The organism is Stenomitos rutilans (assembly GCF_059505485.1).
This window is the reverse complement of the sequence record NZ_JCACKR010000040.1, coordinates 1-24475: the sequence shown is the minus strand read 5'-3', so window position 1 is coordinate 24475 and position 24475 is coordinate 1. Positions and strand designations below refer to the sequence as shown.

General features: G+C 49.6%; 24 protein-coding genes. 15 read left to right on the top strand and 9 right to left on the bottom strand.

The genetic code is table 11. The annotated features are described in order from the left end of the window. Positions 1–23: 23 nt before the first annotated feature. Positions 24–593 (bottom strand): hypothetical protein, encoded by a 570-nt coding sequence (locus AC5JLP_RS06300; protein WP_496067069.1) that lies wholly within the window; start codon positions 591–593, stop codon positions 24–26. Positions 594–676: 83 nt separating this feature from the next. Further along, positions 677–3073 carry a beta strand repeat-containing protein gene (locus tag AC5JLP_RS06295; RefSeq protein WP_496067068.1) on the bottom strand — a complete coding sequence of 799 codons (2397 nt, stop codon included), beginning with the start codon at positions 3071–3073 and terminating at the stop codon, positions 677–679. A 980-nt stretch (positions 3074–4053) separates the two neighbouring features. On the opposite strand from AC5JLP_RS06295, the gene AC5JLP_RS06290 reads away from it, so the two are divergent. From AC5JLP_RS06290 to AC5JLP_RS06260, 7 genes are all read left to right on the top strand, one after another. Continuing rightward, complete coding sequence (locus tag AC5JLP_RS06290) at positions 4054–5034, top strand: SDR family oxidoreductase (protein WP_496067067.1); 981 nt, start codon at positions 4054–4056, stop codon at positions 5032–5034. 199 nt (positions 5035–5233) lie between these two features. Further along, complete coding sequence (locus tag AC5JLP_RS06285; protein WP_496067066.1) at positions 5234–6151, top strand: NAD(+) kinase; 918 nt, start codon at positions 5234–5236, stop codon at positions 6149–6151. Positions 6152–6357: 206 nt separating this feature from the next. Continuing rightward, positions 6358–7053, top strand: a complete 696-nt coding sequence (nblR, locus tag AC5JLP_RS06280) for a response regulator transcription factor NblR (protein WP_496067065.1) — start codon at positions 6358–6360, stop codon at positions 7051–7053. Beyond that, on the top strand, positions 7034–7306 hold the full coding sequence (locus tag AC5JLP_RS06275) for a hypothetical protein (RefSeq protein WP_496067064.1): 273 nt from the start codon (positions 7034–7036) through the stop codon (positions 7304–7306). Before nblR ends, AC5JLP_RS06275 begins: the two co-directional genes overlap by 20 nt. A 13-nt stretch (positions 7307–7319) precedes the next feature. Continuing rightward, a complete protein-coding gene (locus AC5JLP_RS06270) occupies positions 7320–7721 on the top strand; it encodes a DUF192 domain-containing protein (protein WP_496067063.1) in 402 nt (133 codons plus the stop codon). Between the two features lie 920 nt (positions 7722–8641). After that, positions 8642–8836: a DUF2949 domain-containing protein gene (locus AC5JLP_RS06265; RefSeq protein ID WP_496067062.1), complete on the top strand. Its 195-nt coding sequence runs from the start codon at positions 8642–8644 to the stop codon at positions 8834–8836. A 356-nt stretch (positions 8837–9192) separates the two neighbouring features. Beyond that, positions 9193–10296 (top strand): hypothetical protein, encoded by a 1104-nt coding sequence (locus AC5JLP_RS06260; protein WP_496067061.1) that lies wholly within the window; start codon positions 9193–9195, stop codon positions 10294–10296. 168 nt (positions 10297–10464) lie between these two features. Here AC5JLP_RS06260 and AC5JLP_RS06255 read toward each other — a convergent pair whose 3' ends face one another. After that, the gene (locus AC5JLP_RS06255) at positions 10465–11619 is read right to left on the bottom strand and encodes a pyridoxal-phosphate-dependent aminotransferase family protein (protein WP_496067060.1); all 1155 of its coding nucleotides are present in this window, start codon (positions 11617–11619) and stop codon (positions 10465–10467) included. Between the two features lie 461 nt (positions 11620–12080). On the opposite strand from AC5JLP_RS06255, the gene AC5JLP_RS06250 reads away from it, so the two are divergent. From AC5JLP_RS06250 to AC5JLP_RS06240, 3 genes are all read left to right on the top strand, one after another. Next, positions 12081–12560 carry a DUF7980 family protein gene (locus tag AC5JLP_RS06250; RefSeq protein ID WP_496067059.1) on the top strand — a complete coding sequence of 160 codons (480 nt, stop codon included), beginning with the start codon at positions 12081–12083 and terminating at the stop codon, positions 12558–12560. An 11-nt stretch (positions 12561–12571) separates the two neighbouring features. Beyond that, positions 12572–13372 (top strand): sulfite exporter TauE/SafE family protein, encoded by an 801-nt coding sequence (locus AC5JLP_RS06245; RefSeq protein WP_496067058.1) that lies wholly within the window; start codon positions 12572–12574, stop codon positions 13370–13372. A 138-nt stretch (positions 13373–13510) separates the two neighbouring features. Next, positions 13511–14197 carry a phosphatase PAP2 family protein gene (locus AC5JLP_RS06240; protein WP_496067057.1) on the top strand — a complete coding sequence of 229 codons (687 nt, stop codon included), beginning with the start codon at positions 13511–13513 and terminating at the stop codon, positions 14195–14197. Positions 14198–14213: 16 nt separating this feature from the next. On the opposite strand, the gene AC5JLP_RS06235 is transcribed toward AC5JLP_RS06240, so the two are convergent. Continuing rightward, positions 14214–14648, bottom strand: a complete 435-nt coding sequence (locus AC5JLP_RS06235) for a YidH family protein (RefSeq protein ID WP_496067056.1) — start codon at positions 14646–14648, stop codon at positions 14214–14216. 318 nt (positions 14649–14966) lie between these two features. Further along, entirely contained in the window at positions 14967–15866 is a 900-nt protein-coding gene (locus AC5JLP_RS06230; RefSeq protein ID WP_496067055.1) for a LysR family transcriptional regulator, read from the bottom strand. Positions 15867–15905: 39 nt separating this feature from the next. Here AC5JLP_RS06230 and AC5JLP_RS06225 point away from each other — a divergent pair, with 39 nt between their 5' ends. Beyond that, positions 15906–16634: a peroxiredoxin-like family protein gene (locus AC5JLP_RS06225; RefSeq protein WP_496067054.1), complete on the top strand. Its 729-nt coding sequence runs from the start codon at positions 15906–15908 to the stop codon at positions 16632–16634. A 39-nt stretch (positions 16635–16673) separates the two neighbouring features. Here the strand turns inward: AC5JLP_RS06225 and AC5JLP_RS06220 are convergent, their stop codons facing one another. Further along, complete coding sequence (locus AC5JLP_RS06220) at positions 16674–17405, bottom strand: class I SAM-dependent methyltransferase (RefSeq protein ID WP_496067053.1); 732 nt, start codon at positions 17403–17405, stop codon at positions 16674–16676. Positions 17406–17454: 49 nt separating this feature from the next. Here AC5JLP_RS06220 and AC5JLP_RS06215 point away from each other — a divergent pair, with 49 nt between their 5' ends. The 3 genes from AC5JLP_RS06215 to AC5JLP_RS06205 are packed head-to-tail and all read left to right on the top strand — an operon-like array spanning position 17455 to position 19552. Then, a complete protein-coding gene (locus AC5JLP_RS06215) occupies positions 17455–18213 on the top strand; it encodes an enoyl-CoA hydratase/isomerase family protein (protein WP_496067052.1) in 759 nt (252 codons plus the stop codon). A gap of 40 nt (positions 18214–18253) precedes the next feature. Beyond that, positions 18254–18730: a GNAT family N-acetyltransferase gene (locus AC5JLP_RS06210; RefSeq protein ID WP_496067051.1), complete on the top strand. Its 477-nt coding sequence runs from the start codon at positions 18254–18256 to the stop codon at positions 18728–18730. Positions 18731–18760: 30 nt separating this feature from the next. Continuing rightward, positions 18761–19552 carry an SDR family oxidoreductase gene (locus tag AC5JLP_RS06205; protein WP_496067050.1) on the top strand — a complete coding sequence of 264 codons (792 nt, stop codon included), beginning with the start codon at positions 18761–18763 and terminating at the stop codon, positions 19550–19552. A gap of 76 nt (positions 19553–19628) precedes the next feature. Here the strand turns inward: AC5JLP_RS06205 and AC5JLP_RS06200 are convergent, their stop codons facing one another. The 3 genes from AC5JLP_RS06200 to AC5JLP_RS06190 form a co-directional block, all read right to left on the bottom strand. Further along, on the bottom strand, positions 19629–20261 hold the full coding sequence (locus AC5JLP_RS06200) for a hypothetical protein (RefSeq protein ID WP_496067049.1): 633 nt from the start codon (positions 20259–20261) through the stop codon (positions 19629–19631). Between the two features lie 343 nt (positions 20262–20604). Beyond that, entirely contained in the window at positions 20605–21333 is a 729-nt protein-coding gene (locus AC5JLP_RS06195) for a cadmium resistance transporter (RefSeq protein ID WP_496067048.1), read from the bottom strand. Between the two features lie 57 nt (positions 21334–21390). Continuing rightward, positions 21391–22854: an APC family permease gene (locus AC5JLP_RS06190; protein ID WP_496067047.1), complete on the bottom strand. Its 1464-nt coding sequence runs from the start codon at positions 22852–22854 to the stop codon at positions 21391–21393. A gap of 516 nt (positions 22855–23370) precedes the next feature. Here AC5JLP_RS06190 and AC5JLP_RS06185 point away from each other — a divergent pair. Beyond that, positions 23371–24270 (top strand): prohibitin family protein, encoded by a 900-nt coding sequence (locus AC5JLP_RS06185; protein ID WP_496067046.1) that lies wholly within the window; start codon positions 23371–23373, stop codon positions 24268–24270. Positions 24271–24475 lie beyond the last annotated feature (205 nt).

Here is a 24475-nt window from a genome sequence, read left to right as displayed (position 1 = left end):
AGGCGCTAGAGGGCGTGTGACGACTAACGCACTTTCACCTGGTACTCAGCGCTGATGGGGGCTTTTGCAGCCAGCGTGCCAGGAAGGTTCCAGCGAATGTGGGTATAGGCTTCGGCGGGTGCAGGACGGGTTTCAACTTTGCCATTCGCCAAAGTGACCTGCACAGTAGGCGCTGCAACGAAACTGCGTCCACCATCAATGCTGTAAGTGATCTGAGCCGACTGGCTGGCTACCACTGCTTGCGCTGATTTCAGAATAAAGACAGTCCCTTTAGGAATGGGCTGATTCAGAGTCAGGTTTTTGACCGCACGATCGCCCTCGTTCTTGCCCACCAAGCGATACCGCAAGACATCACCCGATTGCACTGACAGTTGGTTTGTACCCTGCCAGGAGATAACTTCTTTGCCTTGAGCATCCTTACTGATGATTTGCTTTTCACCCACCAGGTTTAATGCCACTTTGGGATGCTGCATCGCTTTGGCGATCGCCACATCTGAATGAAATAACCCTGCCACAACGGGCAATTTGCTGGCAAAGGGAATAGTCAGGATTACTGCTGCGACTCCTAGACCCAGTGCGAATTGACGTTTCATGATTTCAGCCTCTTACAAATTAGGTGATTAACAGGGGAACATCAGCAAGTCCTGCTAGAACTTACTGATGCTGGCGCATTGGTCTAGTTGATCCGGCGGCGGAAGATGAAGGTGCCACTGGCTCCGGGTTGTATGGCGATACCCAAGGTATTGACGTACCGAGTCACATCCGTTGCCTGCGTCGTTCCCGTTTGATCACCACTGGGAGAGTAGGTAACGGTGCCAAACTGAGCGGTTGTCGAACCCACTACATTGCTGGTGTCGATCGTGCCGTTGGTATCGTTGTCTTTTGCCCAGGTGTTGGTACCTGTGGTGCCATCTTCAGTGATGACCACATTGCCCGCATTGAGCGTGACGTTGCCTGCACCGACTGGCGCGATCGAGATGTTGGTGTAGGTAATGCGGTATTCAATAAACCGACCAACCCGCAGATTGGCAGCGGTTGGAGTTTGCGTATAGTTCTCAACCACCGTCGTACCATTGGTGTCTAGAATGCGTGCATCCTTCACCATTTTCAAAAAGCCTGTGTAAACGCGATCGATCGATCGGTTTTGGGTGGGTTCTGCCGTTGCCAGATCAGGTCTACCATTACCATTCACATCCTGGAAGGCGTAGATAGGAATCGAGAAACCATTACCCGTATCAGTAGAAAGGGCCGTACCCGCTGGCAAGTCTACAGCGACGCTATAGTTCACCGACGTTCCAGCAGTTAGGGTGGGAATCGTGATCGCGCTACCAGACGTAAAGATAAAGTTGGTGCCGTTGTAGGTGTAAACGGCTGTTTGAGCACCATAGGTCAGCGTGACCGTTGTGCCTGTTGGTGGCAGAACCTCGCCCGCACCAAGCGTAAAGTTAGCAGAATCAGGCACTAGCAGAATATTACTGAGGCTGCCTGTTGTGGGGTTGTTGATCGTATTCAGGAAGGTGACTGAGTTTGGATCGATCGTTGTATTGGGTGCGGTATTGACTGGAATCGTAGATGACTTATTGGTAAAGTCGTCATTGTTATTCGTTGGCCCTACGGCTCCAGGTTGACCGTTTGGCCCGTTGAGAATCGTACCCGCCGCCGCTACGGTATAAACGTTATCTTCACCACCTGGCCCCGTACCTGTGTTGTTGCCATTGCTGTCTACCCCATCTGCTGTTGGGGTAGCCACACCTGTAGTCGGCGTGTTGGAACCAACGGTACCATCGTCGTTGAAGTTGCTAGGAGCCTGGTCACCCGATTCGTCGTACACCAAAGTGGTACCGCCACCGGATGTTTGACCAAAGACTTGAGCCAAGTTGGCAATCGTCGTAGTTGCCGTTACGCCCGTCGTTGTGACCTGGAAGCTAAAGCCTGTCACGGTTGTACCTGCGGCAATAGGAGTTGTTGTTGCGTCGTAGACAAACCCAACACGCGTGATACCTGAGGCCGGTCGAGTCGCTGTCCAGGTCGCGTTGTTTGCCGTAGTAGTCGTTGGGTCGGTCGTATAAACAACTGTCCAGGCAGCTGGGGTTGTAGGGGCTGTAGGGGTTCCAGTCAGCGTTGTTCCGACTGGAATGGCATCAGAGACCAGAACTCGGTTCGTGCCAATGCCATTGACGGTTGTGCCCACCAGGTTTGCAGGGCTAAGTCCACTCGTGCCTGCTGGTGCGGTGGCATCTACGCGCAGCGACAAACCATAGGTCAACACATCATCGTTGAGTGCGGCTGTACCAGCGTCACTGTAAGCTGTGCGGGTCTTCAGAACGGCAGCAAACGCCTGGGGCTGCGAACCCACCAATACCTGTTGCGTCACGCTGGCTTCCCGTTCTCCGTTGCTGGGCGCACCTGCGGCTTCGCCTGTTGCCGTACCGTCTAAATTGTCGATCGTCCGAATCTCGGTGGTATTAGCGCCATCGGGAGCATCAGGCTGGTTCTGGGTAGCAGCGCTATTGTCATTAGGGCCCGTATCGCCTAGTCGCACCGCAACGGTTGCACCGGAAGAAGCCAACCCAGAAATGGTGACAGGCACACGCACAATGACCGAACTACCCGCTGCGATCGAAGCCGTCGTCAGTCCGCCCCCTGGAACAGGGTTAAACGTCGTGCCGCCATCAGTGCTGTATTGGAGTGTTCCAGCGGTTCCTGGCCCTGTCACTACGGCACTGCCTGGAATAAAGAAGCGGGTGGGGTCGTTGCCAACATTCGTGAGCCGATAGTCGTAGTTGAGAACATCATTTGGCAGCACGGTGCCACCATTAACGTCATTAATCGCTAGAGGCGTTGCGGTGATGCCAGCCACTTCTGCAACCGTAACAGTGACTGTGTTAGACGTGGCGTTGATCGTAGTGCCAGGTGCGTTTGGGTCTTCATAGGTCGCGGTTGCTGTATTGCTGATGGTCGTTCCGGCGGCTGTGCCATCTGCAAGGGCAGACGTGGAGACTGATAACACACCGCCAACGAGAAGAGTCGTCGCTAGCAGTCGGCGATAGGTACAACGGGTTCGTCTTTGCATGACTGTATAAACAATAAGAACGTAGGGAGGTCAGCAGTGTCTCTGCACCCATGCGTTGAGAAGACTCACCCCAAAAACTGAGCCTGCGCTGCAAAAGCGGCTTACAGACAGTGAACAGCCAGCAAACTACAGCGCTCCAGTAGCCAAGCGGCTCGTAAACCGATTCGTCCGATTAGAAATGGGACGTTTCTTAGGGGCCGGGTCTACGGGAACGTGATTGGGAGTAGGGCAATAGGTGCAGTAGAAGCCTCAATGGCTCCAGAGTTTTCCTGTTGAGGGAGCTGTACTGGATGCGTATGAGAAAAGTCGTGAAATTTGGGGCTTGTTGGGGGCGATCAATGAACGTCTGGGCTGGAGGTAATCGAATGGATTGCTTCCTCAGCGACAGGTATTACTAAACTGTTTTTTAGCAAAAACCTGAGACTCTTGCTCTTAGCATTCCCTGAGCGGTGTAAGGGTTTCTCAGTGCAAACACCGGAACTTACCGCCTCACATAAAATTTGTTACAGCAAGTTTTAGCGAAGATCCAGGGTTTCTGTTTTTAAACGTTCCCAGCACGGTTTAGCGGCTTCTCAGCCTAAATGCTGAAGTTTATCACCTCAAAAACAACGTTTTGCGCAGCACATTCGCCTCAAGCACCCAACGCTTCTCTGAAGCACAAATGGTTAGCCGAGTAGACATTGAACTTAGTTGAGGCTGCTCGCCTTAAAACTCAAGGGCACGATCGCTGGCTTGTATAAGAACCATTCTTCAGCTTGGATGTGCATGAACGTGTTATCTTGCCAACTTTCGTTTCAGCCTCTCAGTTAAGGCATAGCGAGGAGGGGCGCTCGATCGACGTTGTAAGACCGTCTGAATTGAGTTAGAGTCAACCAAGTCAGGCAATTGTCCGATCGGCTGTCTCTGGTCAACTCCGTCAGACAGTGAAGCAATTTCTGATAAAATCTTATAAAAAGTTAAGAATTAACTGCGACTCCCTCATGAATTTATTAATTGTGGGTGCCACTGGCACGTTAGGAAGACAAATAACTCGCCGCGCGTTAGATGAGGGATATCAGGTTCGCTGTCTAGTCCGCAGCGTGAAGAAGGCAGGTTTTTTAAAGGAGTGGGGTGCCGAGTTAGTGCAGGGTGACCTGTGTGTGCCAGAAACATTGCCACCAGCACTTAAAGATGTGGATGCAGTAATCGATGCTGCAACAACACGGGCAACGGATTCACTCAACGTCAAGCAGGTTGATTGGGAAGGTAACGTCAATCTTATTCAGGCGGCCAAAGCGGCAAACGTGAAGCGCTTTATTTTCGTTTCAATTCTCGATGCTGAGAAGTATCCCGATGTGCCGTTGATGGAAGTGAAACGCTGCGCTGAACTCTTTCTAACCGAGTCAGGCTTGAACTACACCATTCTTCGTCCTTGCGGGTTTTTGCAGGGTCTCATTGGACAATATGCAATTCCAGTTCTGGAAGGTCAGTCCGTCTGGGTTATGGGTGATACGTCACCAACTGCTTATATGGACACGCAGGATGTTGCCAAGTTTGCGGTACGTGCATTGACCGTGCCCGAAACGGAAAAGAAAGTGTTTCCAGTTGTGGGTCCGCGCGACTGGGGTGCGTATGAAATTATTCGGTTGTGTGAGCGGCTCTCAGGGCGTGAAGCAAAGATTAGCCGAATGCCGATCGGTCTGATGCGGTCTGTGAGACGAATGACGCGGCTTTTTCAGTGGACGTGGAACATTTCCGATCGACTGGCATTTGCCGAAGTTGTTTCTTCTGGCAAGCCTCTAACCGCGCCGATGGATGAGGTCTACACGGTTTTTGGGCTAGATCCAAACGAAACAACCACGTTAGAAGCGTATTTGCAAGATTACTTCAGCCGCATCCTCAAAAAGCTGAAGGAGCTTGACTATGAAAAATCCAAAGGGAAGAAGAAAACGGATAAAAAGCGAACCTACCCCCGCTTCTAGCCTACTCCAGGTAGACTAAGCGGCTGGGCGTAATGAAACGAGGATGTTGGGAGGTGGGGGGTGCCCTCCTGACTGGGGGCAAAGCTCCCAAGTCCCTTTTTACAAATCATTATGGCTACCTATTTACTCGAACAGGTAGGCTACTCGAAATGGTATAGTCCCAATACTCAAGCATTGCCCTTTCAGGTGAGTCTGCGCTGTGCCCAAAGCTGGCATTATTTACAACGACATCAAGCCTGTAGCTTGTCGAACTGCCGAAGCATTGAAAGACAAGCTTGTTGCGTGTGGCTGGGAGGTTTTTCTGGCAACGGGTGCTGGCGGCATTCTTGGTTATTCCGATCCGCAAGGCCCGGTTTGCCATATGCCGATCGATTACCTGAACGCGCCTGGGTTCGATCGCGACATGACTTTTGCCATCGTGCTGGGGGGCGACGGCACCGTGTTGTCTGCGTTTCGGCAGGTCGCGCCCTATGGCATCCCGCTGCTCACCGTGAATACAGGGCACATGGGCTTTCTGACCGAAACCTATTTGAACCAGTTGCCCCAGGCGCTTGAGGGCATTTTAGCGGATGAGTATGAGATTGAAGAACGGGCGATGCTGCGCGTGCAGGTGCACCGTAGCGAAGCCATGCTGTGGGAAGCGCTGTGCCTGAATGAAATGGTTATCCATCGGGAACCTTTGACCAGCATGTGCCATTTTGAGGTCAAGATTGGCGACCACGCCCCCGTTGATATCGCAGCAGATGGCTTAATTGTGTCCACACCCACCGGGTCAACCGCTTACTCACTATCGGCTGGTGGCCCAGTGGTCACACCTGGAGTCCCTGTCCTTCAGTTGGTGCCGATTTGTCCCCATTCGCTGGCATCACGGGCGCTGGTCTTTGCTGATACCGAGCCAGTAACCATTTTTCCGGCTACGCCTAACCGTATGGTGATGGTGGTAGATGGGAACGGAGGCTGCTACGTGTTTCCAGAAGATCGGGTGCGCATTGAGCGATCGTCCTATCATGCGCGCTTCATTCGCTTGCGATCGCCAGAATTTTTTCATCTTCTGCGTGAAAAGCTTGGCTGGGGGTTGCCTCATGTGGCTAAACCCTCATCAGTAGAATTGCCGTAGTCATAAACCTTCAGTAGTGGACGTTTACAGCATTCAGTGAGAACCTTGTTCACTAGTGGAAACGCTCTGTCAAGTTTGTCAACAGACCGCACGGTATCCAAGTCTTCTTTGAACGTGCTACAACAGGAAGAGTCACTAGGTATTCATTCCTAGTAAGATTCTTATAAACTCAGTTATTTTGTAACTGATACTGTCTACATATCTGTATGAATAGCGTTCTGCCCGACTCACCTCCCTGCGTGCTGCTGGTTGAAACCGATGAAGCGCTGGCAAATCATGTCAGCCTTGACTTAAAAGAGTCTGGTTATGACATTGTGATGGCACCCGATGCCGTAGGAGGGTTGCGTCAAGCAACAGAGCTACAACCGGCGCTGATTGTGGTTGATCGCATGCTGGCGGGCGAGTCGGGACTATGGTTCTGTAATCGTTTACGATCGCTAGGGAACCGCATCCCCGTTTTGTTGATGATGGCGCGAGACAGCGTAGACGATCGTGTCGCTTGTTTGGAAGCAGGCGCTGATGACTACTTTCTCAAACCCTACAGAACCGAGGAATTTTTGAGGCTGGTGCGCCTTTATCTACAGCCCGATAACCCCGCCAGTGAACGCTTACGCTTTGGCGACTTGATTTTAGATCTGGTCACTCGTCGCGCCTTACGCAATGGACGAGCGATCGACCTCACCATGAAAGAATTTGAATTGCTTAAGTACCTGATGGAGCATCCCCGTGAAGTGCTGACCCGTGAGCAAATTCTGGAAAACGTGTGGGGCTATGATTTTGTGGGTGAATCAAACGTGATTGAAGTATACATCCGCTACTTGAGGCTGAAGATTGAAGACGAAGGTGAGAAGCGCCTCATTCAAACAGTGCGGGGCGTCGGATATGTCATGCGCGAAGCTTGAGCCTGAATTAATAAATGCGTTGGGAACTCGATCGCCACTGGATGAGACTAAACAAAAGACGTTTAATACAAAGGAACAGGCTGTTGAGTTGGATGATAAGACAAAAGCTCGATCGCCAAATATCAAGCTATCGGCAGACATGGCGACACATGACCAGTATTCTACTGGCTTGCATTTTACTCGGTTGTTCGTCCTCAGTGCCAGCCGAGCCACCTACTATAAGGCCCCCTTCTGCTACAACACCTTCAGCTAATCCATCGGCAACGGTGCGAACAGCAACTAATTCTGGTCAGACTCTGCCGCTTTCGGCTCGTATTAATGTCGCCGATCAGGTGATCCAGCTTGAGGTCGCTCGTACCGCAGCACAGCAAGAAATCGGACTCATGTACCGCACGGAACTAGCAAACGATCGAGGGATGGTCTTTCCCTTTGATCCACCACGCCGGGTTGCCTTTTGGATGAAAAATACCTTGATTCCGCTAGACATGGTTTTTCTGCTCAAAGGCAAGGTACAGGCGGTCTCCAGCAATGTTCAGCCTTGCAAAGCCGACCCCTGCCCGATTTATGGCCCCAATGCTTTAGTGGATCAGGTGATTGAGCTACGCGCTGGACGCGCACAGGAATTGGGACTGAAGCAGGGCGATCGCCTGGTGCTGCAACCGCAATAGCTAATGCAGGAAGGCAGAAGTAAGAAAGCAGAGGTCAAAAGGCAAAAACTTTGTTGTTTCTGCCTTTGAGCGTTTGAATGTGATCGGTTATTTCCGACAAGGTGTACTAGGGGCTGTCATCAATTACGCATACACACAACTCGCAGCAAGGGCTTCAGCCCCTAGCCTTGTTAGGACGGGCGTGGTAGGGCTGATACTCAAGGTGTCTAAGCCTAATTGATGACGCGCCCTAGCCGCTAACCAAGCATTACCTGTCTTCTTAATACTAATTTTCTCTTTTAGAAATCAAATGTTGCAATCTTTCGGTAGATAGATTTTGTGATTGAGGATTGTCGTTATCTTGACATCTAATGTGAGGCTGTGAGCAATTAACTCTGTAAGCGATTAACTTCATCGCGCAGACATGACTGGAAAGCTGCATGAACCAAAGCAATGTTTCAATCGTCTAATGAGATAGTGCACGTCTAGCAGCAGGCATACCGTTTCTAATGATCGTGGATTTAAGCACTCCGATTGCTTGAGTAGGATGTGTTAGCGCAGCGTAATGCATCCTACTCAAGCAATCGGCTGGAGAGCGACGAGATGCCGAGTGAGAACGATTAGCGCATCAAGATCTTTGACCTGGGTACGATCGTTCACTCCATTTCACTGAATCCGTCTTCAGTAGAAAAGCTGAAGAAAAGCTAAAGGCATTTTTAGAATACTAGCCTGCTTCTGTAGATTCGCAGATGCCTGTTAGCCGTTGAGCTTGCTTAAGTAGGCATTAAGGATCTGAATGACAAAACGGCTTCTGTCGATCGTTCATGAAACGAAACTACATAGTCCATCCTAAATTGTGTAGTCAGCTTAAAGACTGGCTGATAGCCTTCTCAGCCAACTGTTCCTTAACCCACAATAGTGTCCTAGTCCAGAGGCGAACCATGACGGCACCGTCAACCTACACTCGTTTAATTCGGTTTCTACAGGAAGACCTGTCCCTTTCGGCTGCCGCGATCGCCATTGCACTCCGCCATCGGGAGCATGACCCCGGCCCCCTGCCGATGATTCTTTGGCAGTACGGTCTGGTGACGCTTGAACAGTTAGACCAAATTTATGACTGGCTTGAGCAGGCATAAGCGCTGGTTAGCCTCTTCCACTGAAGAAAGTCAGCTGACTGAAAAAGGCCAGCCGTGTTTTTGAGACAAACGCAACGAGCCTAAAACACGAGTGCTTGCAACCAGTAACCGGACACAATTAAACTCCAACATGCCAGGCAGGCTGACGGCTGACCGCTGTGAGCATCAACAGTTTAATTAAGAGCTTCTACTTATCTCACAATCAAAGAGTGAACTGGACTCAGTTCGCTCTTTTTGCGTATGCGGTCTTGCTATAACTGGTGATAGCTTGCCCCTTAAACGTGAACGTCCTTGAAAAGCGCTGGTGAACCTCTTGTGAATGATGTAAGCTCCAAAAGATGAAGCACATATTCTCTTTGCGACTAATTAGCTTTGGGTTGCTGCTGGTCTTGCCCTTTGGAGTGGGGTGGTGGGCTGTTGATATGCTGCGCTTTCAGCAACTTGCTGGTTGTCAGGCCAGTACAGACGCAGAAACGGATGATGCGATCGCCACAGGTTTTTACTGTGCTCAGGCAAGCGCCAGTCAGCAAACGATCGATAGTCTATCAGAAGCCATCCGGCTAGCGCGTCTGGTGCCTGCCGATCATCCCTTAGCGACCCAGAGCAATGGTTTGATCGAAAAGGCCTCCCAGAAGCTGCTGGAGCTAGCAGAAACGTCTTTTCAGGACGGCAATCTTGAAGAGGCAATCAGAGTTGCACGCCTCATTCCAGTCACGACAGAGGCGTACAAAACTGCCGATGGGCGCATCGAGTCATGGCAGTCGGCTTGGGATGATGCACAGACAATTTACAGCGATGCTCAGGCTTCGGCTGAACGTGACCAGTGGGATCAAGCATTTGAGAAAGCGAGAGAGTTGCGGCAGTTAGGCAATCGCTATTGGAACAGCGATCGTTACCAGGAATTAGTGCAGAAAATTCAGGAAGCTAAAGAAGGAAAAGCTGCCCAGGCGAAAGCAGACCGCGATCGCCAGCAAGCTTCTGAGGCAAAATACACCGCTCAACCTGACCTGATATCGAACTGGCAACAAGATCAGGCACGCGAAGCCGCCAAAAACCTCGATCGCGCTCGTAAACTGGCAAGCGCGGGTACAGCAGAAGGGCTACGTGCAGCGATGGATGCAGCGGGTTTAGTCCTTTACGGCACGCCTCGGTATGAGGAAGCGCAACGATCAGTGGATCGCTGGAATCGTCAACTGCAAGAAATGGAAGATCGTCCTTATCTCGCTCGTGCTGTGCAGTTGGCAAGCAAAGGAGATATGTCGTCACTGCAAGCGGCGATCACCGAAGCCAGCAACGTCAGTTTTGGCAGCGCACTCTATCAAGAAGCGCAAGACAAGATTGGTCAATGGACAGATGCCATCCAAAAGCTGCATTCGCAAGCCTACCCAGAACAAACTGGTAGGAACCGAATCAGTCCCGCTAACTACGCCATGCCAGCCGTCAAAACTACGACTCCGTAGTCGCTATTCACCCGGCAGTAAAAGATCTGTCGCAACTCGTAGGGTTCGGTATAGCCTCGGATTCAAGAAAAGCGAGAGCGTAACGCACCGAAAGGCTACTGATTGATGCGTTACGGCGTTACCTAACACACCCTGCGCCATCTGTGCACATCGGCACATCGGCAAAATCTACACGGTGGCAAAAACCTTGGCAGCGGCTGCAACACCCGCTCCAGCAGTGAAGCCTTCGTAACCAAGCTCTTGCAACGTCGCTTCCAACGCGCTGATCGCGGTCAAAATATCGCGATCGCTTACAAAGCCCAGATGCCCAATGCGAAAGATCTTGCCTTTAAGGTGATCTTGACCACCAGCGAGAATAATGTCGTACCGCTTTTTCATCACGGTGCGGATTTGTTCTGCATCGACGCGATCGGGAATCACGGAGGTAATCGCTGGACTCGCCGACTGATCAGGGGCCAACAGCGGCAATCCCAATGCTTTTACAGCGGCACGCGTGGCATGCGTCAAGCGCTGATGACGAGCAAAAATGTTTTCTAGCCCTTCTGTCTGCATCATACGAAGGGCGACTTGCAAGGCAAAAAACATGTTGACGGGTGGAGTAAAAGGCGTGGTGTTTTTCGCTGCATCCTTGCGATATTTGCCTAGATCCAGGTAGTAGCGAGGTAATTTAGCGGTTTTGTACGCCTCCCACGCTCTTGCATTTACAGCAACAAAGCCTAAACCAGGCGGCACCATGTAGCCTTTTTGAGAACCCGACGCAACGACATCTAGACCCCACGTATCAACAGGTAAATTGTAGGAACCCAAACTGGTGACCGTATCTACGATGATGAGGGCTTCGCCGTGCGCTTTGACGTGACGGTTAATGGTTTCCAGATCATTTAGCACCCCAGTTGACGTTTCGCTATGGGTGATAATGACAGCTTTGATGGCCTTCTGAGTGTCAGCCTCTAATGCTGCCCGAAATTTCTCTGGGTCAAGTGCCTGTCCCCATTCAGCCGTGATCGGGGACACATTCAATCCATACGCCTGAGAAACTTCAACCCAGCGTTCACCAAACTTGCCATTACTGCCGACCAGCACCCGATCGCCCGGACTCAAAAAGTTGATGATCGCCGCTTCGACTGCACCAGTACCGCTGACTGTGAGACTTAGCACGTCATTCTGCGTTTGGTGCAGCCATTTCAACCCATCAGTCACTTCTGCCATGATTTTGGAAAAGTCGCCGCTGCGATGCCCGATCGGGTGCTTCGCCATTGCGAGTAAAACCTGTTCCGGTACCGGGGTTGGCCCCGGAATCATCAGCATCAACTTGTCGTCCATGAATCTGCCCTGAGAGTCGCGATCGCCGCCCTTATTGACGGCATCTTCCAGGATGACACAATTTCTAACCTTTAAGCGACTGCTTATCGTGGCTTCTTAACGCAAATAAAGGGGAACCAATAGAGAGAAAACATCCATCAACTAGATACAGCGCTCCTAAATCATTGCCTGTTCCCGTTCAAGTATTAACTGCGCCAGCGGTTGGGAGTGAAAGGGATCGCCATACGTCGCTGAGTGGATGGCGCGGCAAGAGAAAAGCGCTAAATTCGCCTAATTGGTAGCGGTTTTGGTGATTGTGTAACACAATATAAAGAGAGCAGCCTGTCTAAGTTGATCCCAACTTCGTTTTGATTGATCCCCTGCCAGGTGTAGACACAAATACAAAAAGTCTATCAAGATTTCGTAATTTGATCCCCAAGCTGATAAAATACGGTAAGCGCGTAGAATTACCGTACTAAAACATGGAGCCTTCTAAAAAAATTAGCTCGAAGTTTCCGGCTGTGCCAGACGACTTGGAGCAGCCCAAGCTGTTCGTTCTGGGAGCAGGCCCGATTACGTTGAGAAAGCTGCGAGGGAGCTTTTTGGTGGGGTTGGGCTATTTGCTGTCGCCACTGTGCTGGTGGAATGATCTGATCTTTAACCTGCCTGTAGCGTGGGGGGTTGGCTATGTCCTTAGTCTGCTGTCGCCGACTTATTTTTTACCAGGGACGATCGTGGGGTACTGGCTCTCTAATCTGGTCGGTATTCTACTGATGCAGTTTGGTGCCGTTGATGTTCTACAGAATTCAACTAGCGATCGCAGCTTGGTCAAAGAACTTTTGATTGGTGTAGGGACTTCTACAGCCTACACGCTCGTTGTTCTGGTGCTATGCCACTTTAAGGTGATTGACCTCTCAACCCTTCTTCCTGGAGAGCAATTCTTAAGTTTTGGCAAGCATTAGGAGAACGTGAGATGACCAGTGCGTTGCTTTTGGTTGCCTCTAGCTTTGTCGTGGGAACGATCGTCGGTTTGACAGGCATTGGCGGGGCCTCGCTCATTACGCCCATGTTGATTTTTGGCTTTCAGGTTCCCGTTGCCGTTGCTGTCAGCTCCGATGTTGTGGCTGCCACCTTAATGAAAGTGGTTGGTGGCTGGAAGCACTGGCAGCAGCAGACCCTGGATTTGCAAGTTGTGAAGTGGTTGGCTTTGGGGAGTGTGCCGGGATCGCTCACGGGCGTTGCTGTTTTGCACACCCTTAGAGGCGTGAAGCAGTTGAATCTGGATGCTTTTTTGCTGCATCTCGTGGGGTTTGCCATTCTCTTTGTGACCTTCGCTGCTCTTATCCAATTGCTGCTGTTAACCTTTGCGCCTAATCTTCAATTACCTGAACTGCCAAAGTTAGATTTGGATACGTGGCAAGGGCGATCGCTAGCAGTGGCGATCGGCTTGGTCTTGGGCTGTGTCGTTGGTCTTACCAGCGTGTCGTCGGGGTCTATGTTTGCACTGGTGATCATCGCCTTTTTTCAGCTTGACACCCGCAAGCTGGTAGGCACCGATATTACTCAAGCAGCCATTCTGCTTCTGTTCACGTCATTAGGACATCTCACACTGGGAACAGTTGATTGGAGTTTAGTGCTGCCCATCTGGGTAGGTTCAGTTCCAGGGGTGCTTCTGGGCGCAAAGCTCTGTAAGATCGCACCGCAAAAGCTACTCCGCTTTGTGGTTTACGCTATTTTGGTGATGGTGAGTTGGAAATTGGCGAATCAGGCGTGAGGGATGAGGGATAAAGTTTTGAGTTTTGAGTTAATTCTGACTCGTGACTCCTTCTAAAGTCATTGATTCCCGCTTCGCTTGTGGAGCCAATGACGTTGTCTCCTGTGACTTCTGGCTTCTGACTCCTACTAAAGCGATATGACTGAACTTAGAGAGCCGATTGGACGATCGCATCGCTATTGGTTAACGCTCATCGTTGGAATATGGCTACCCCTGCTCGTGTTTTCAGTTTTAGCTGTGACAGTAGGTTGGTATGGAGATGGTTTTTTGTGGGAAATCCCCATTCTGCAAGCAGTGCATGCAACGGTTCAGCCTGAGTTAGATGGCTTTGCGAGAACGCTAACGAAATTTGGTGTCTTTTGGGGTGTCTTTCCAGTCGCAATTGTCACTGGGTTGGTGTTGCTCTATCAACGGCGATGGCGATCGTTGCTTTACGTGGCAATCACTCTTTTCAGCAATATTGTGATCAATCGCACTGCCAAGATCTTCTTCCATCGAGTGCGCCCCCATTTGTGGGAAGTACCCCTCCCTGAACCTGATTATTCCTTTCCCAGTGGTCACGCGATGTCAAGTATGACGCTCGTCGTCGTGTTGGTGGCTCTGATGTGGAGCACTCGCTGGTGTGGATGGGTATTGGTCGGTGGCAGTGTGTTTGTGGTAGCGATCGCCTGGACGCGACTGTATTTAGGCGTTCACTACCCTAGCGATATCCTCGCTGGATGGATGCTCTCTCTGGCATGGGCAGTAGGTGCCAACCTTCTCATTCAACCGCAACAACCATCGACTGACACTCCAGTTGAGAGCAACAGCCCAGAGTTTCCATAGCCTTACCAATTGCGCTCTACTCTAGCAGAACGGCTCCTGTCGCTTCCATTGGAATGGTGAAAACGTAGTAGACGACTCCTGCGCCTAAAAGCAGAATGGCAAGGCTAGACAAAATTACCCAGCGATCAGGGGTTTCATAGGTATCTTCTTCAATGTGGTCGCGGATGGCGAAGTAGTGTTGGGTTGAGAGCAGCACCGTCAAAAGACCCACGATCGCAAACGCAAGCCCCAAGCGCCAACCGTTACCGGGGGGTTGCGGTGCCAGTGGCGGGCGCAAGAGGCGGATACGCACAATGAGGACGCCGAATCCCATTAGCGCGATCGCACTCCGTACCCAGGACAAGTAGGTGCGTTCATTTGCCAGGTGGTCACGGATGCGATTAGGATTGCGCTTTGCGGGAACCTCAGAGGCTTCAGCATTGTCTGTTTTGGGCTTAAAGAGCGAGAACATGACCCTTTATCTTGCAGGTAATTTATTGTAATATAGCGATCCTATTTGGATTGTGAGAAAGGATTCCAGTGGAATCCTTTCTCACAAAGCCTCTCAATCTCACAAATGATTTAGGACTGCTATAGTACACATAGTGATGGAAAATAATGCCCCTCCTTGTGTGAAAGAAGAGGCATTACTTGTTGGAGATCGACTAAGCTCATCGGACACAGATAACCTTTAAAGCTCGTCGATCGCCCTGAGAGTTCCGGTGCAGGACTTGTTAGACCGCGTGATCGAACATTTTCCTTGACTCATGTTCGCCAGAGAGGATTGCCCTTAGCCTGACACGTAGGGATCGAGCTTAAACTCAGCAGCCAAAAAGTCAATAAAGCAATGGACTTTTGCCGATCGAAAGCGACCTCTTGGATGAATGGCATAGATTGGCAGCAATGTAGGTTGATAGTCTTTTAGCACGACCCTAAGCTTTCCCTGATCAAGCATATCAACGAATAACCAGATCGGTGTTACGGCAATTCCCAAATCAGATAAAACAGCTTCACGAATTGCTGCTGAATTACTCGCTCGAAAATTGCCGTTTACGACAACTTTTATCACCTTTTGTTCTTTCTGAAAGTGCCACTCGTTGCCGGTTGCCAGTTGTGTGTAAATAATGCAATTGTGATGCAATAAATCATCAGGCGTTTGAGGTTCACCTGCCCGCTCAAAGTAAGAGACAGAAGCGATCGTGACACGCCTTGTCACACCGATTTGCTGTGAAATTAGTGACGTATCTTGAATGTTGCCAATTCTGATGGATAAGTCAACGCCTTCTTCAACCAGATTGATAAAGTGATCTGCCATGATCAGATCGATCTTGATAGCTGGATAGCGATCGAGAAATTGCTTCAAACGCGGCACGATTTGAAATTGCCCAAACGAAATGGGACAACTCACCCGTAACAGACCTGAAGGTTTCTGTTGCCGCCCGACACTCGATTCTGCTTCTGCCACCACTTCTAAAACTCGCTGGCAGTGTTGATAAAATTGCGCCCCTTCATCAGTCAAGTTGAGCCTGCGGGTCGATCGTAGCAGCAGTTGCACTCCCAAATGCTCCTCTAATGCTGCGATTTGTTTGCTGATAGTTGGCTGGGTCGTATCTAGTTCTCTCGCCACAGCCGAGAAACTGCCCGCTTCTACCACCCGCGCAAATGTCTTCATGCATTCAATCCGATCCATCAGTTAACCATTCCGTTTTGGAATAAATCATATTCTATTTTGCCGTCTTCTCAAATTATTGGTAATCAATCATCCTGGAATCAGGTACACAACTCAACGGTGAATCTGATGAACTTAGAAGCAGCACTAAACGTCTTTCGGGCTGAGTTTTTAGAGAAGTTTCCGGCTAAAAAAGCGGCAATCATGCAGCAAGCTACCGATACACTGGTGCGAGGATTCAAAGACAAACCCCTACTGCAAGTCGGCGATCTGGCTCCTGATTTCACGCTCGCCAACGCGATCGGTACCCCAGTTCGACTGAGCGATCGCCTGTCGCAAGCCCCTGTAATTTTGACGTTCTATCGCGGCGGCTGGTGTCCCTACTGCAATCTAGAACTACGGGCTTATCAGCAAGTTCTACCGCAAATTCAGGCAGCAGGTGCTACATTGATTGCCGTTTCGCCGCAAACGTCGGATGCCTCACTTAGCACAGTCGAGAAGAATAACTTATCGTTTGAGGTATTAAGTGATATCGGTTCAACCGTTGCCGATGCCTATGGTATTGCGTTTGAGCTACCCAATGAGTTGAAAGCACTATACACCGAACTAGGGCATCCACTACCCGGCTACAACGGTACGAATGACTGGAAACTACCCGTTCCAGCCACGTTTGTGATTGACCCGCAGCGGCGAATTCTGCTAGCTCACATCGACGTAGATTACCGCAACCGACTGGAACCCACAGAAGCAATTCGCGCGATCGCGCAAACTACAACGGCGCGAGTCTAGACCAGATTGGCAAATGGTTTGAATGGTCGCTGTGACAGCCTAAATTTTCTGGGCAACAATGCACATAATTCCATTGATCATTTCATGCCGAACCACTTCAAGACCTGCTTTCTGTAACTGGACACAAACCCAGTTGCTATCGATGCGTAGCTTTGGATAAGAGCTAACTTTCAATTCCCATTGATCTCCATCTTTTCGATGAAGCAGGTCATAAACCTCTACAACATCTTCATGGTAATCAAGAAAACAGGTGAGAATTGTAGATTCATCGCTCCTAACAGGGATAAATCGTTTCGCTCCACGTGGCTTTGTGGAAACGTAGTCGCGGAAAGTCAAAACGAATTTTCCATGTATCGCCAGCGCATTTCCAACGCTTGTGAGTAGAGACTGGACTGAACTCAAGGATTCTAGATGTGTCAATGTGTCGCCCATGCAAACAATCACCTGTGCTTGCTCCTCAGCATAGTTGAGGAAATTGAGAATGTTGTCGTGAATTATGCGAATGGAAAGATGATTTGCTCGATTGTTCAACTCAGACAGCAGTGCCTCGCAAAAATCGACAGCAACAACTGAGAATCCTAACTCTGCCAGTGGAATGGATTGAGATCCTGACCCCGCACCTAAATCGATTGCTAAGCCTCGCGGCATTGAATCGATTCCAAGCTGATGAAAAAGATCGTGGTTGCGTTGGATCGCCGCTTCTGGAGCACCCGCCATCCAACTGTACACTGCGGCAAGGTGCTGGTCATAGTGATCTTTTGCTGTGTTCATTTCTTAGCCTCAATCATTGTTTCGCTTAACTTATTTTGGAGAATTCAACATGACAACTCAACCGGATTATTTCACCAAGTACGAAAACTTGCACTTCTACCGCGATGAAAACGGCATTCTTGAAGTCAGGATGCATACCAATGGCGGACCACTCGTCTTCACTGGAAAAACTCACAGAGAGTTTCCTGATGCCTTCTATGACATTAGCCGCGATCGTGATAATCGAGTTGTCATCTTGACAGGCACAGACGATGCTTGGATGGCACAAATTGATTTCAACAGTTTAGGCGATGTCACCAACCCGCGTGAGTGGGACAAAACATTCTGGGAAGGCAAAAAAGTACTGCAAAATCTCCTCGACATTGAAGTGCCAGTCATTTCTGCCGTCAATGGTCCCGCCCTTTTGCACTCCGAATATATCCTCACGACTGACATTGTGCTTGCCTCTGAAAATGCCACATTTCAAGATATGCCTCATCTGAATGCAGGGATTGTACCGGGTGATGGTGTGCATATTTTGTGGCCACTCGTTTTAGGTCCGTCTCGTGGTCGCTACTTCCTACTGACTCAGGAAACACTCACAGCTCAACAGGCGCATGAACTAGGAGTTATAAATGAGATATTGTCTGCTGATAAACTCATGGAACGAGCGTGGGAACTGGCTAGACAGCTTGCCAAGCAACCAACACTTAATTTGCGCTACACTCGCGTTGCCCTGACCCAACGTCTAAAACGCCTGGTGAGTGAAGGCATCGGTTATGGGTTAGCGCTAGAGGGAATCACTGCAACAGATCTGCGAAATGGTTGAATAAACCAAGAAAAATGATCATTCAGCAAGGATGAATACGATGGTTGATTACCGAATGGCAACGATCGCTGACCTGACGCTTCTTTTAGAGTTTGTCAAAGAGTTTCATGAAGGTGAGCAGTTGCCATTCGATGCTCAGGCAGATCGTAAAGCGCTGGAAGATCTTTTACTCAACGAATCTCTGGGTCAGGCTTGGCTGATTCAGCAAGGTCATGAGGCAATTGGATACATTCTTTTGACGCTAGGTTACAGCATCGAATATCGCGGAAAAGATGCATTTGTTGATGAATTTTACCTCCGTCCTGCTTACCGCAGGCAGGGCATTGGCACGATGACGTTGGCGTTTGCCGAAGAAGTGTGCCGTGCTTTGGGGGTGCAAGCGCTGCATTTGGAGGCAGATTTTGAGAACGTCGATGCTCAAAAGCTTTATCACAAAGTAGGCTATCAGCGTCACGATCGCTTCCTCATGACGAAATGGTTGGCGGAGACGGTGCCTGATAGCAGTGTTGATGCATAGATTATTGATCAAGTTGGTAAGGATGGTTCGATGAATTTTACAGTTCTAGAAAGCATACGAGAACGGTGGACATTAACTGGCAAGAAAGCGCTGATTACTGGCGCTACTAAGGGAATTGGGCTGGCGATCGCGCAAGAATTTCTAGCCTTAGGTGCAGAAGTGATGATTGTGGCGCGCCATGCCGAAGCCGTGCAACAGCAGCTTGAAGCGTGGCAGCAGTCAAGCTTACCCGTTCATGGGATTGCTGCCGATGTCGTAGAAGTGGCTGGGCGACAGGACATTCTCGATCAGGTGGTTCAGAAAATGGGTGGGTTAGACCTGCTGATTAATAACGTGGGGACAAACATCCGGAAGCCAACCTTAGACTATACACCAGCGGAATATGAGTCAATTTTTCAGACTAATCTGACTTCAGTGTTTGAACTATGTCGTCTGACATATCCATTGCTCAAAACAAGCGATAACAGCAGCATTGTCAACATCGGTTCTGTGGCTGGTTTAGTCGCCATTCGGACAGGTGCGCCTTACGGTATGACTAAAGCCGCACTGGTGCAATTGACGCGGAATCTGGCAGTGGAATGGGCTGGCGATCGCATTCGAGTGAATACCATTGCTCCCTGGTTCATTCGCACTCCACTGACAGAACCTTTATTAGAGAATTCAGAGACGTTAGCTGCCATCATCGCGCAAACTCCCATAAAACGAGTGGGAGAACCTCAAGAGATCGCAGGCTTAGCCGCATTTCTCTGTACACCCGCCGCATCCTACATTACGGGACAATGTATCGCTGTAGATGGAGGTTTTTCAGCATTTGGCTTTTGAGCATCTCCTGCAAAACCAACACACTTGACTTTAGCTATAACCTTTCAAACGTGCCTTCACTCATGGGTTAGCTGTATCAATCTGCTGGTGAGTTGGGTGCCTGTGCTTCAATCTCTGCTGAAGTCAGGGTTGGAATTGACCAGTTGCCTTCCCCTGCCTTAAACGACTGGGCGACAGGTGCATTCAGTCCAACCACGCCTGTACTCGGATTGGACGTGAGAATAAGTTGAGTTCCATCAACCACGCGAAGGGCGAGAGGTTCTGCTAGCTCCTGCCCCTGCGTATCGAACGGAGAAGAGGCAAGCTTTGCTCCACCTGGCAGATAAGCGCCTTTGCAATCATAATCATCATCTGTCACCTGTCCATCACCCAGATAGTAAAGTGTGGGCGGCTGGGTGGCTTTTTTGGGCGATACGTAAACAGCGATCGTTTTGCCTGTTTGATTGGCACACTGCGATCGTCCCTCAGCCGTTTCCAACACATACTTCTGAAACTGCAAGGTTGCCATTTTTTCCTGCAAGTCTGCGGCAGTCAAATTTGCTTCTTCAGGATTATCTTTGACCTTCAACAACGCGTCGATCGCCTGTGTCACCGTCGTATAGTCAGGACTGGTCATAAATTTACCGCGATCGGCTTTGGCGGGTTGGGCGATCGCCAGATTCACCAAAACCATCAGCGCAATGAGCATTACTTTCAAGTGTTTCATCATTGTTGTTCTCTTTAAACGTTGAGTGGATAGTCTTTAGATGGAACTTGAGAGAAAACCACATACCCTGCTAAATGCTTTTTAGCAGCAATTACAGCCGTTTTCATTTGCGTTCACCAAGCCCGATACCCTGCCCTCATACCCGTCTTGACAAGACTGTAGCTTACCAGATAAAAACGCTGTGATGAAAAGCCACAGGTGAATGTAGGAAGGGCCTAGAGCCGTAAAGTGATTGACAGCGAACACCGTTGAAGGCGGTCAGGACAGAATTCATCATTATAGGTGAAGCTTTCAAGCAGCATAAAGGCTCTAAAGCATCAAACTAAGGCACTATTAGACCCAGGCGTTATAACATCTCTTCACGCTCTGGTGTGGTCACAGCCATGCGGCTCTCATTTCTCAGCAGCATCAGCAAAATGAGTCCACTAATGGCAAGCGTGAGTGTCGCCAAACCCCGGTTTTCTAACGTGTGGCTATCAACCAAAATCAAAATGCCCAAACCAATGAGGACAAACGGCACCAATTGGTTTCCATAGCGAGTCAGCGTTTCAGCAGCCACTGGCAGACGCGTGAGCTGAAAAGCACTGTAGCACCAAACGCCCACTAGCGAGAAAAACACACCAAGAATGGCAGCCAGACTTTCCCATGTGCAATTTGCGAACAGCGGTACATAAATGCCAACGTTGTCACCTCCATTGGCAAAGGTAATGGCTGCGACACTATACGATTGCGGCGATAGGACACTGGCAAACCAGGGCTGTTCTGATGGTTGCATAGCCTCTGTGCTTTCCATCTGCTCCTCTACCTGGCTCAGCATCCGACTCATGCCGATGGCGATCGGAACAAGGCCCAATAACCCGATCCACGGACGTGGAAAAAGCATACTGCCAAAGAAACCAGGAAGACTTGTCAGCACCAGTGCGCCGAAGCCAAGATATTGACCTGCCACAATATGGCGACGACGAAAAACAGCGTTGACCTGTGAGAAAAACAGCAGCAAAATCACAATGTCATCTAGATTTGTGGCTGTAAAAGCGGTAAACCCAGTTGTAATGGCAGTCCATAATCCATTCATTCCGTGCCTCCTCTATTGAAGTTTTGAGTGGTTGGTGGTGAGTCTGTAATGGCTCATTTAAGGCACTGTTGGCTCATCAAAGTGGGCATGAATCGTATCAATGCCCCGCTTCATGGATTGAATGACATGGGGCGATCGCAGTCGTTGCACAAGAAACCAACCACACGTAACGGTAATGTAGAGCAAGAACAGGTAAGGGAAGAGATTGTAGGGCGCTTCTGGCACCGGAAACATCTCACTGCCCGGAATACCCACACTCCCCAGCACCGGAATCATCATGAACCCGATCGAAAGCATGGAAATGATCAAGTCTCGTGGACGTAGCTGATGCAAACGGTGTAGATAGATGGGAGCCGCGATCGCGATCAACACATAGACCGTTAAAAAGCCATAGCTGCACATCGCACCCAAATAGCCCATGCTCTCAAACAGTTTGATGCCACACATAGACATGATCGCAGGCACCAGAAACATCACTAATGTACACAGCGACACGGCAATGTGGGGCGTTCGATTTGCAGCATGTGCGGCTCCCAACCTGGAATGGAACAAACCATGCCGTGCCATTAAGAAGAAAATGCGGGCGGCTGGGTTGATGGTACCAATGACACAACCAAAGAAACTTGCCAGCGCACCGATCGCCACCCATTGCCCCAAAAAGCCGATACCATAATGTTCTGATAAAAAGCTCAACGGCTCTTCTGAAGTCGCGATCGCCACACCCGTTCCCTGAAAGCCCATCACCTCAATAAAGGTCGTGAACGTGAAGAATAGCCCTGCCAACACAACACTTCCCATCACCGCTCTGGGAATGGTTTTCAATGGCTTTTTAGCCTCATCACCCAGCGAAGTCGCGCTTTCAAAGCCGGAGAACGCAAACATTACTAACACCATCCCTGTGGCAATATGACCCGGTGTGACACCTTGCAACGTTAGCTGCGATAGATCCAGCGCAAACCCTTTGTGTGCCCAGATAATCAAACACAGCAGCGTAATTAAACCCAGCGATAAGCCTTCAATCCATAGCATGGCAATCGCAGAAAGTTGAATGTCTCGATACGCTGTGTACCAGGCAATACCAGCACCGATCGCCAGCAACGTGATACTTGAGGGATGAATGCCTAAATGCCCAATGAATACAGCACTAAAGTTTGCAAAGCCGCATAGAACCGACATACCTGTAAACAGATAAGCCAATACCAAACTCCAACCACAGATCACACCTGCCGTTGGCCCCAGACCTTTAACAATATAAGAGTAAAGAGAACCTGGAGACGCAGAGCGACTGGCAAATTGATTAATGTTGATGCTAACAAACACCAGACCTATCAAACCAATCAAAAAGCTCAACCACGCACCGTTTCCAGCCAGCGCCACAATTAAACCGAGATTAGAGGCAGGAATGGTCGTTGGAGCAATCACCGCAAATGATTGAGCCAGCACTTCTCCAAACGAGAGACAGTCAGATTTCAAACCGTGAGTACTTCGCTCTGTTTGATGCAATTGAATTTCACTAGTCATGCTGATGGCTTCTAGAGTATGGGTTTTCAGCAGAACATCAGGCGACTGCACGGTGCAATCACTGTCGTCTCCGCTATTTCTACAAGGATCTATTGCAAATCAATGCTTTCACTTTATGGATTTCAACCCATAGAAGCAAATAGTATTATTTGTTGAGACGATAAACCGAACTTATTGACCAGTAAGGCTCTTTCTTAAAACCTGCTTTGGCAGACCTTTGAGCGGACAATTCAATATCTGAAAATTTTTAGTCTTGGCTGTTCTCAGCAAATGTTGTTAGGGCTTCCTGAAATTTTAGAGAATCGGGTTGGTTTCTCATCTCACATTTCCCAAATGATCGCTTGCAGAATGGCACTTGGTTGCAGCGATCGCTTAGAGTTGAATAGATTGATATACGTAACTTGAGAGTCTCTTGCACTCGTCCAGCATTGAGCCTCTGCGTCTCGAATACATTCACACTTGCTTACTGTAGAATCTGCTTTGCCCTCATTCAAGGCTTGAGCATCAGAAATCGGTATGACTGACCTCCTAGAGCCACCCAAGAAGCCAGAAGCAGCGGTACTAAACATTAGTCCCGTGAAAGGCAACCTCAAAAGCCACAAAGATGTGTATGCGGCGGCCAAAGTTTTCTTGCTGTTATTACTGCTGGCCTTACTCTCTAGCTTTTTTGTCATTGTCAATGCTGGCGAACGGGGCGTGCTGATGACCTTTGGGGAAGTTCAAGCATCCGTTCTGGGCGAAGGCATCCATCCCATCATCCCGCTTGCTCAAACGGTGCAAAAGTTGAGTGTACGTGTGCAAAGCCATCAGATTACAGCAGAGGCATCCTCTAAAGATCTCCAAGATGTTTATACAGACGTTGCTTTGAATTGGCATCTTGCACCTGAAAAAGCCAATGTTATTTTTCAACGGATCGGCGATGAACGCGCGATCGTAGAAAGCATCATCAATCCAGCCGTTGAAGAAGTCTTGAAAGCGGTGATGGCAATGTATACAGCAGAGGAAATCATCACTAAACGAGGAGAAGTGAAAACAGCCGTCGATCGTGCCTTAACTGAACGTCTCACCCCTTATAACCTTGCGGTGGATGACATTTCGCTAGTCCACGTTCACTTTACCAAACGGTTTAGCGATGCTGTAGAGGCAAAGCAGGTTGCAGAGCAAGAGGCAAAACGGGCAGAATTTGTGGCGTTAAAGGCGGTGAAAGAAGCCGAAGCCAGAGTCCATTTAGCGAGGGGAGACGCAGAAGCCCAACGGCTGTTGCGGGAAAACTTAACGCCTGAGCTTTTGCAGCGACAAGCGATCGAAAAGTGGAATGGCAATTTGCCGTTTATCATCGGTAGCGACGGCACCAAAGTGCTGGACTTGAAACAGTTGATTGAAACGAGCCGCATTCTGAATGCTCAGCCAAAATGAACGTGGCTTAAGTATGTATAGCGGTTCTCATACCGATTTAAACAACAATCGCTACGAATAACCGTTGAGTAGGAGTAAGGCAATGCCCTTGCCTCCACAGAATGCAACGCATTTTAATTCAGTCTGGTATCAAGCCAATCAGTCACAGTTGCAGGGTGAACGCATCCGTATCTTAACAATGGGTTGATGGAGAATGCCGAAGGCT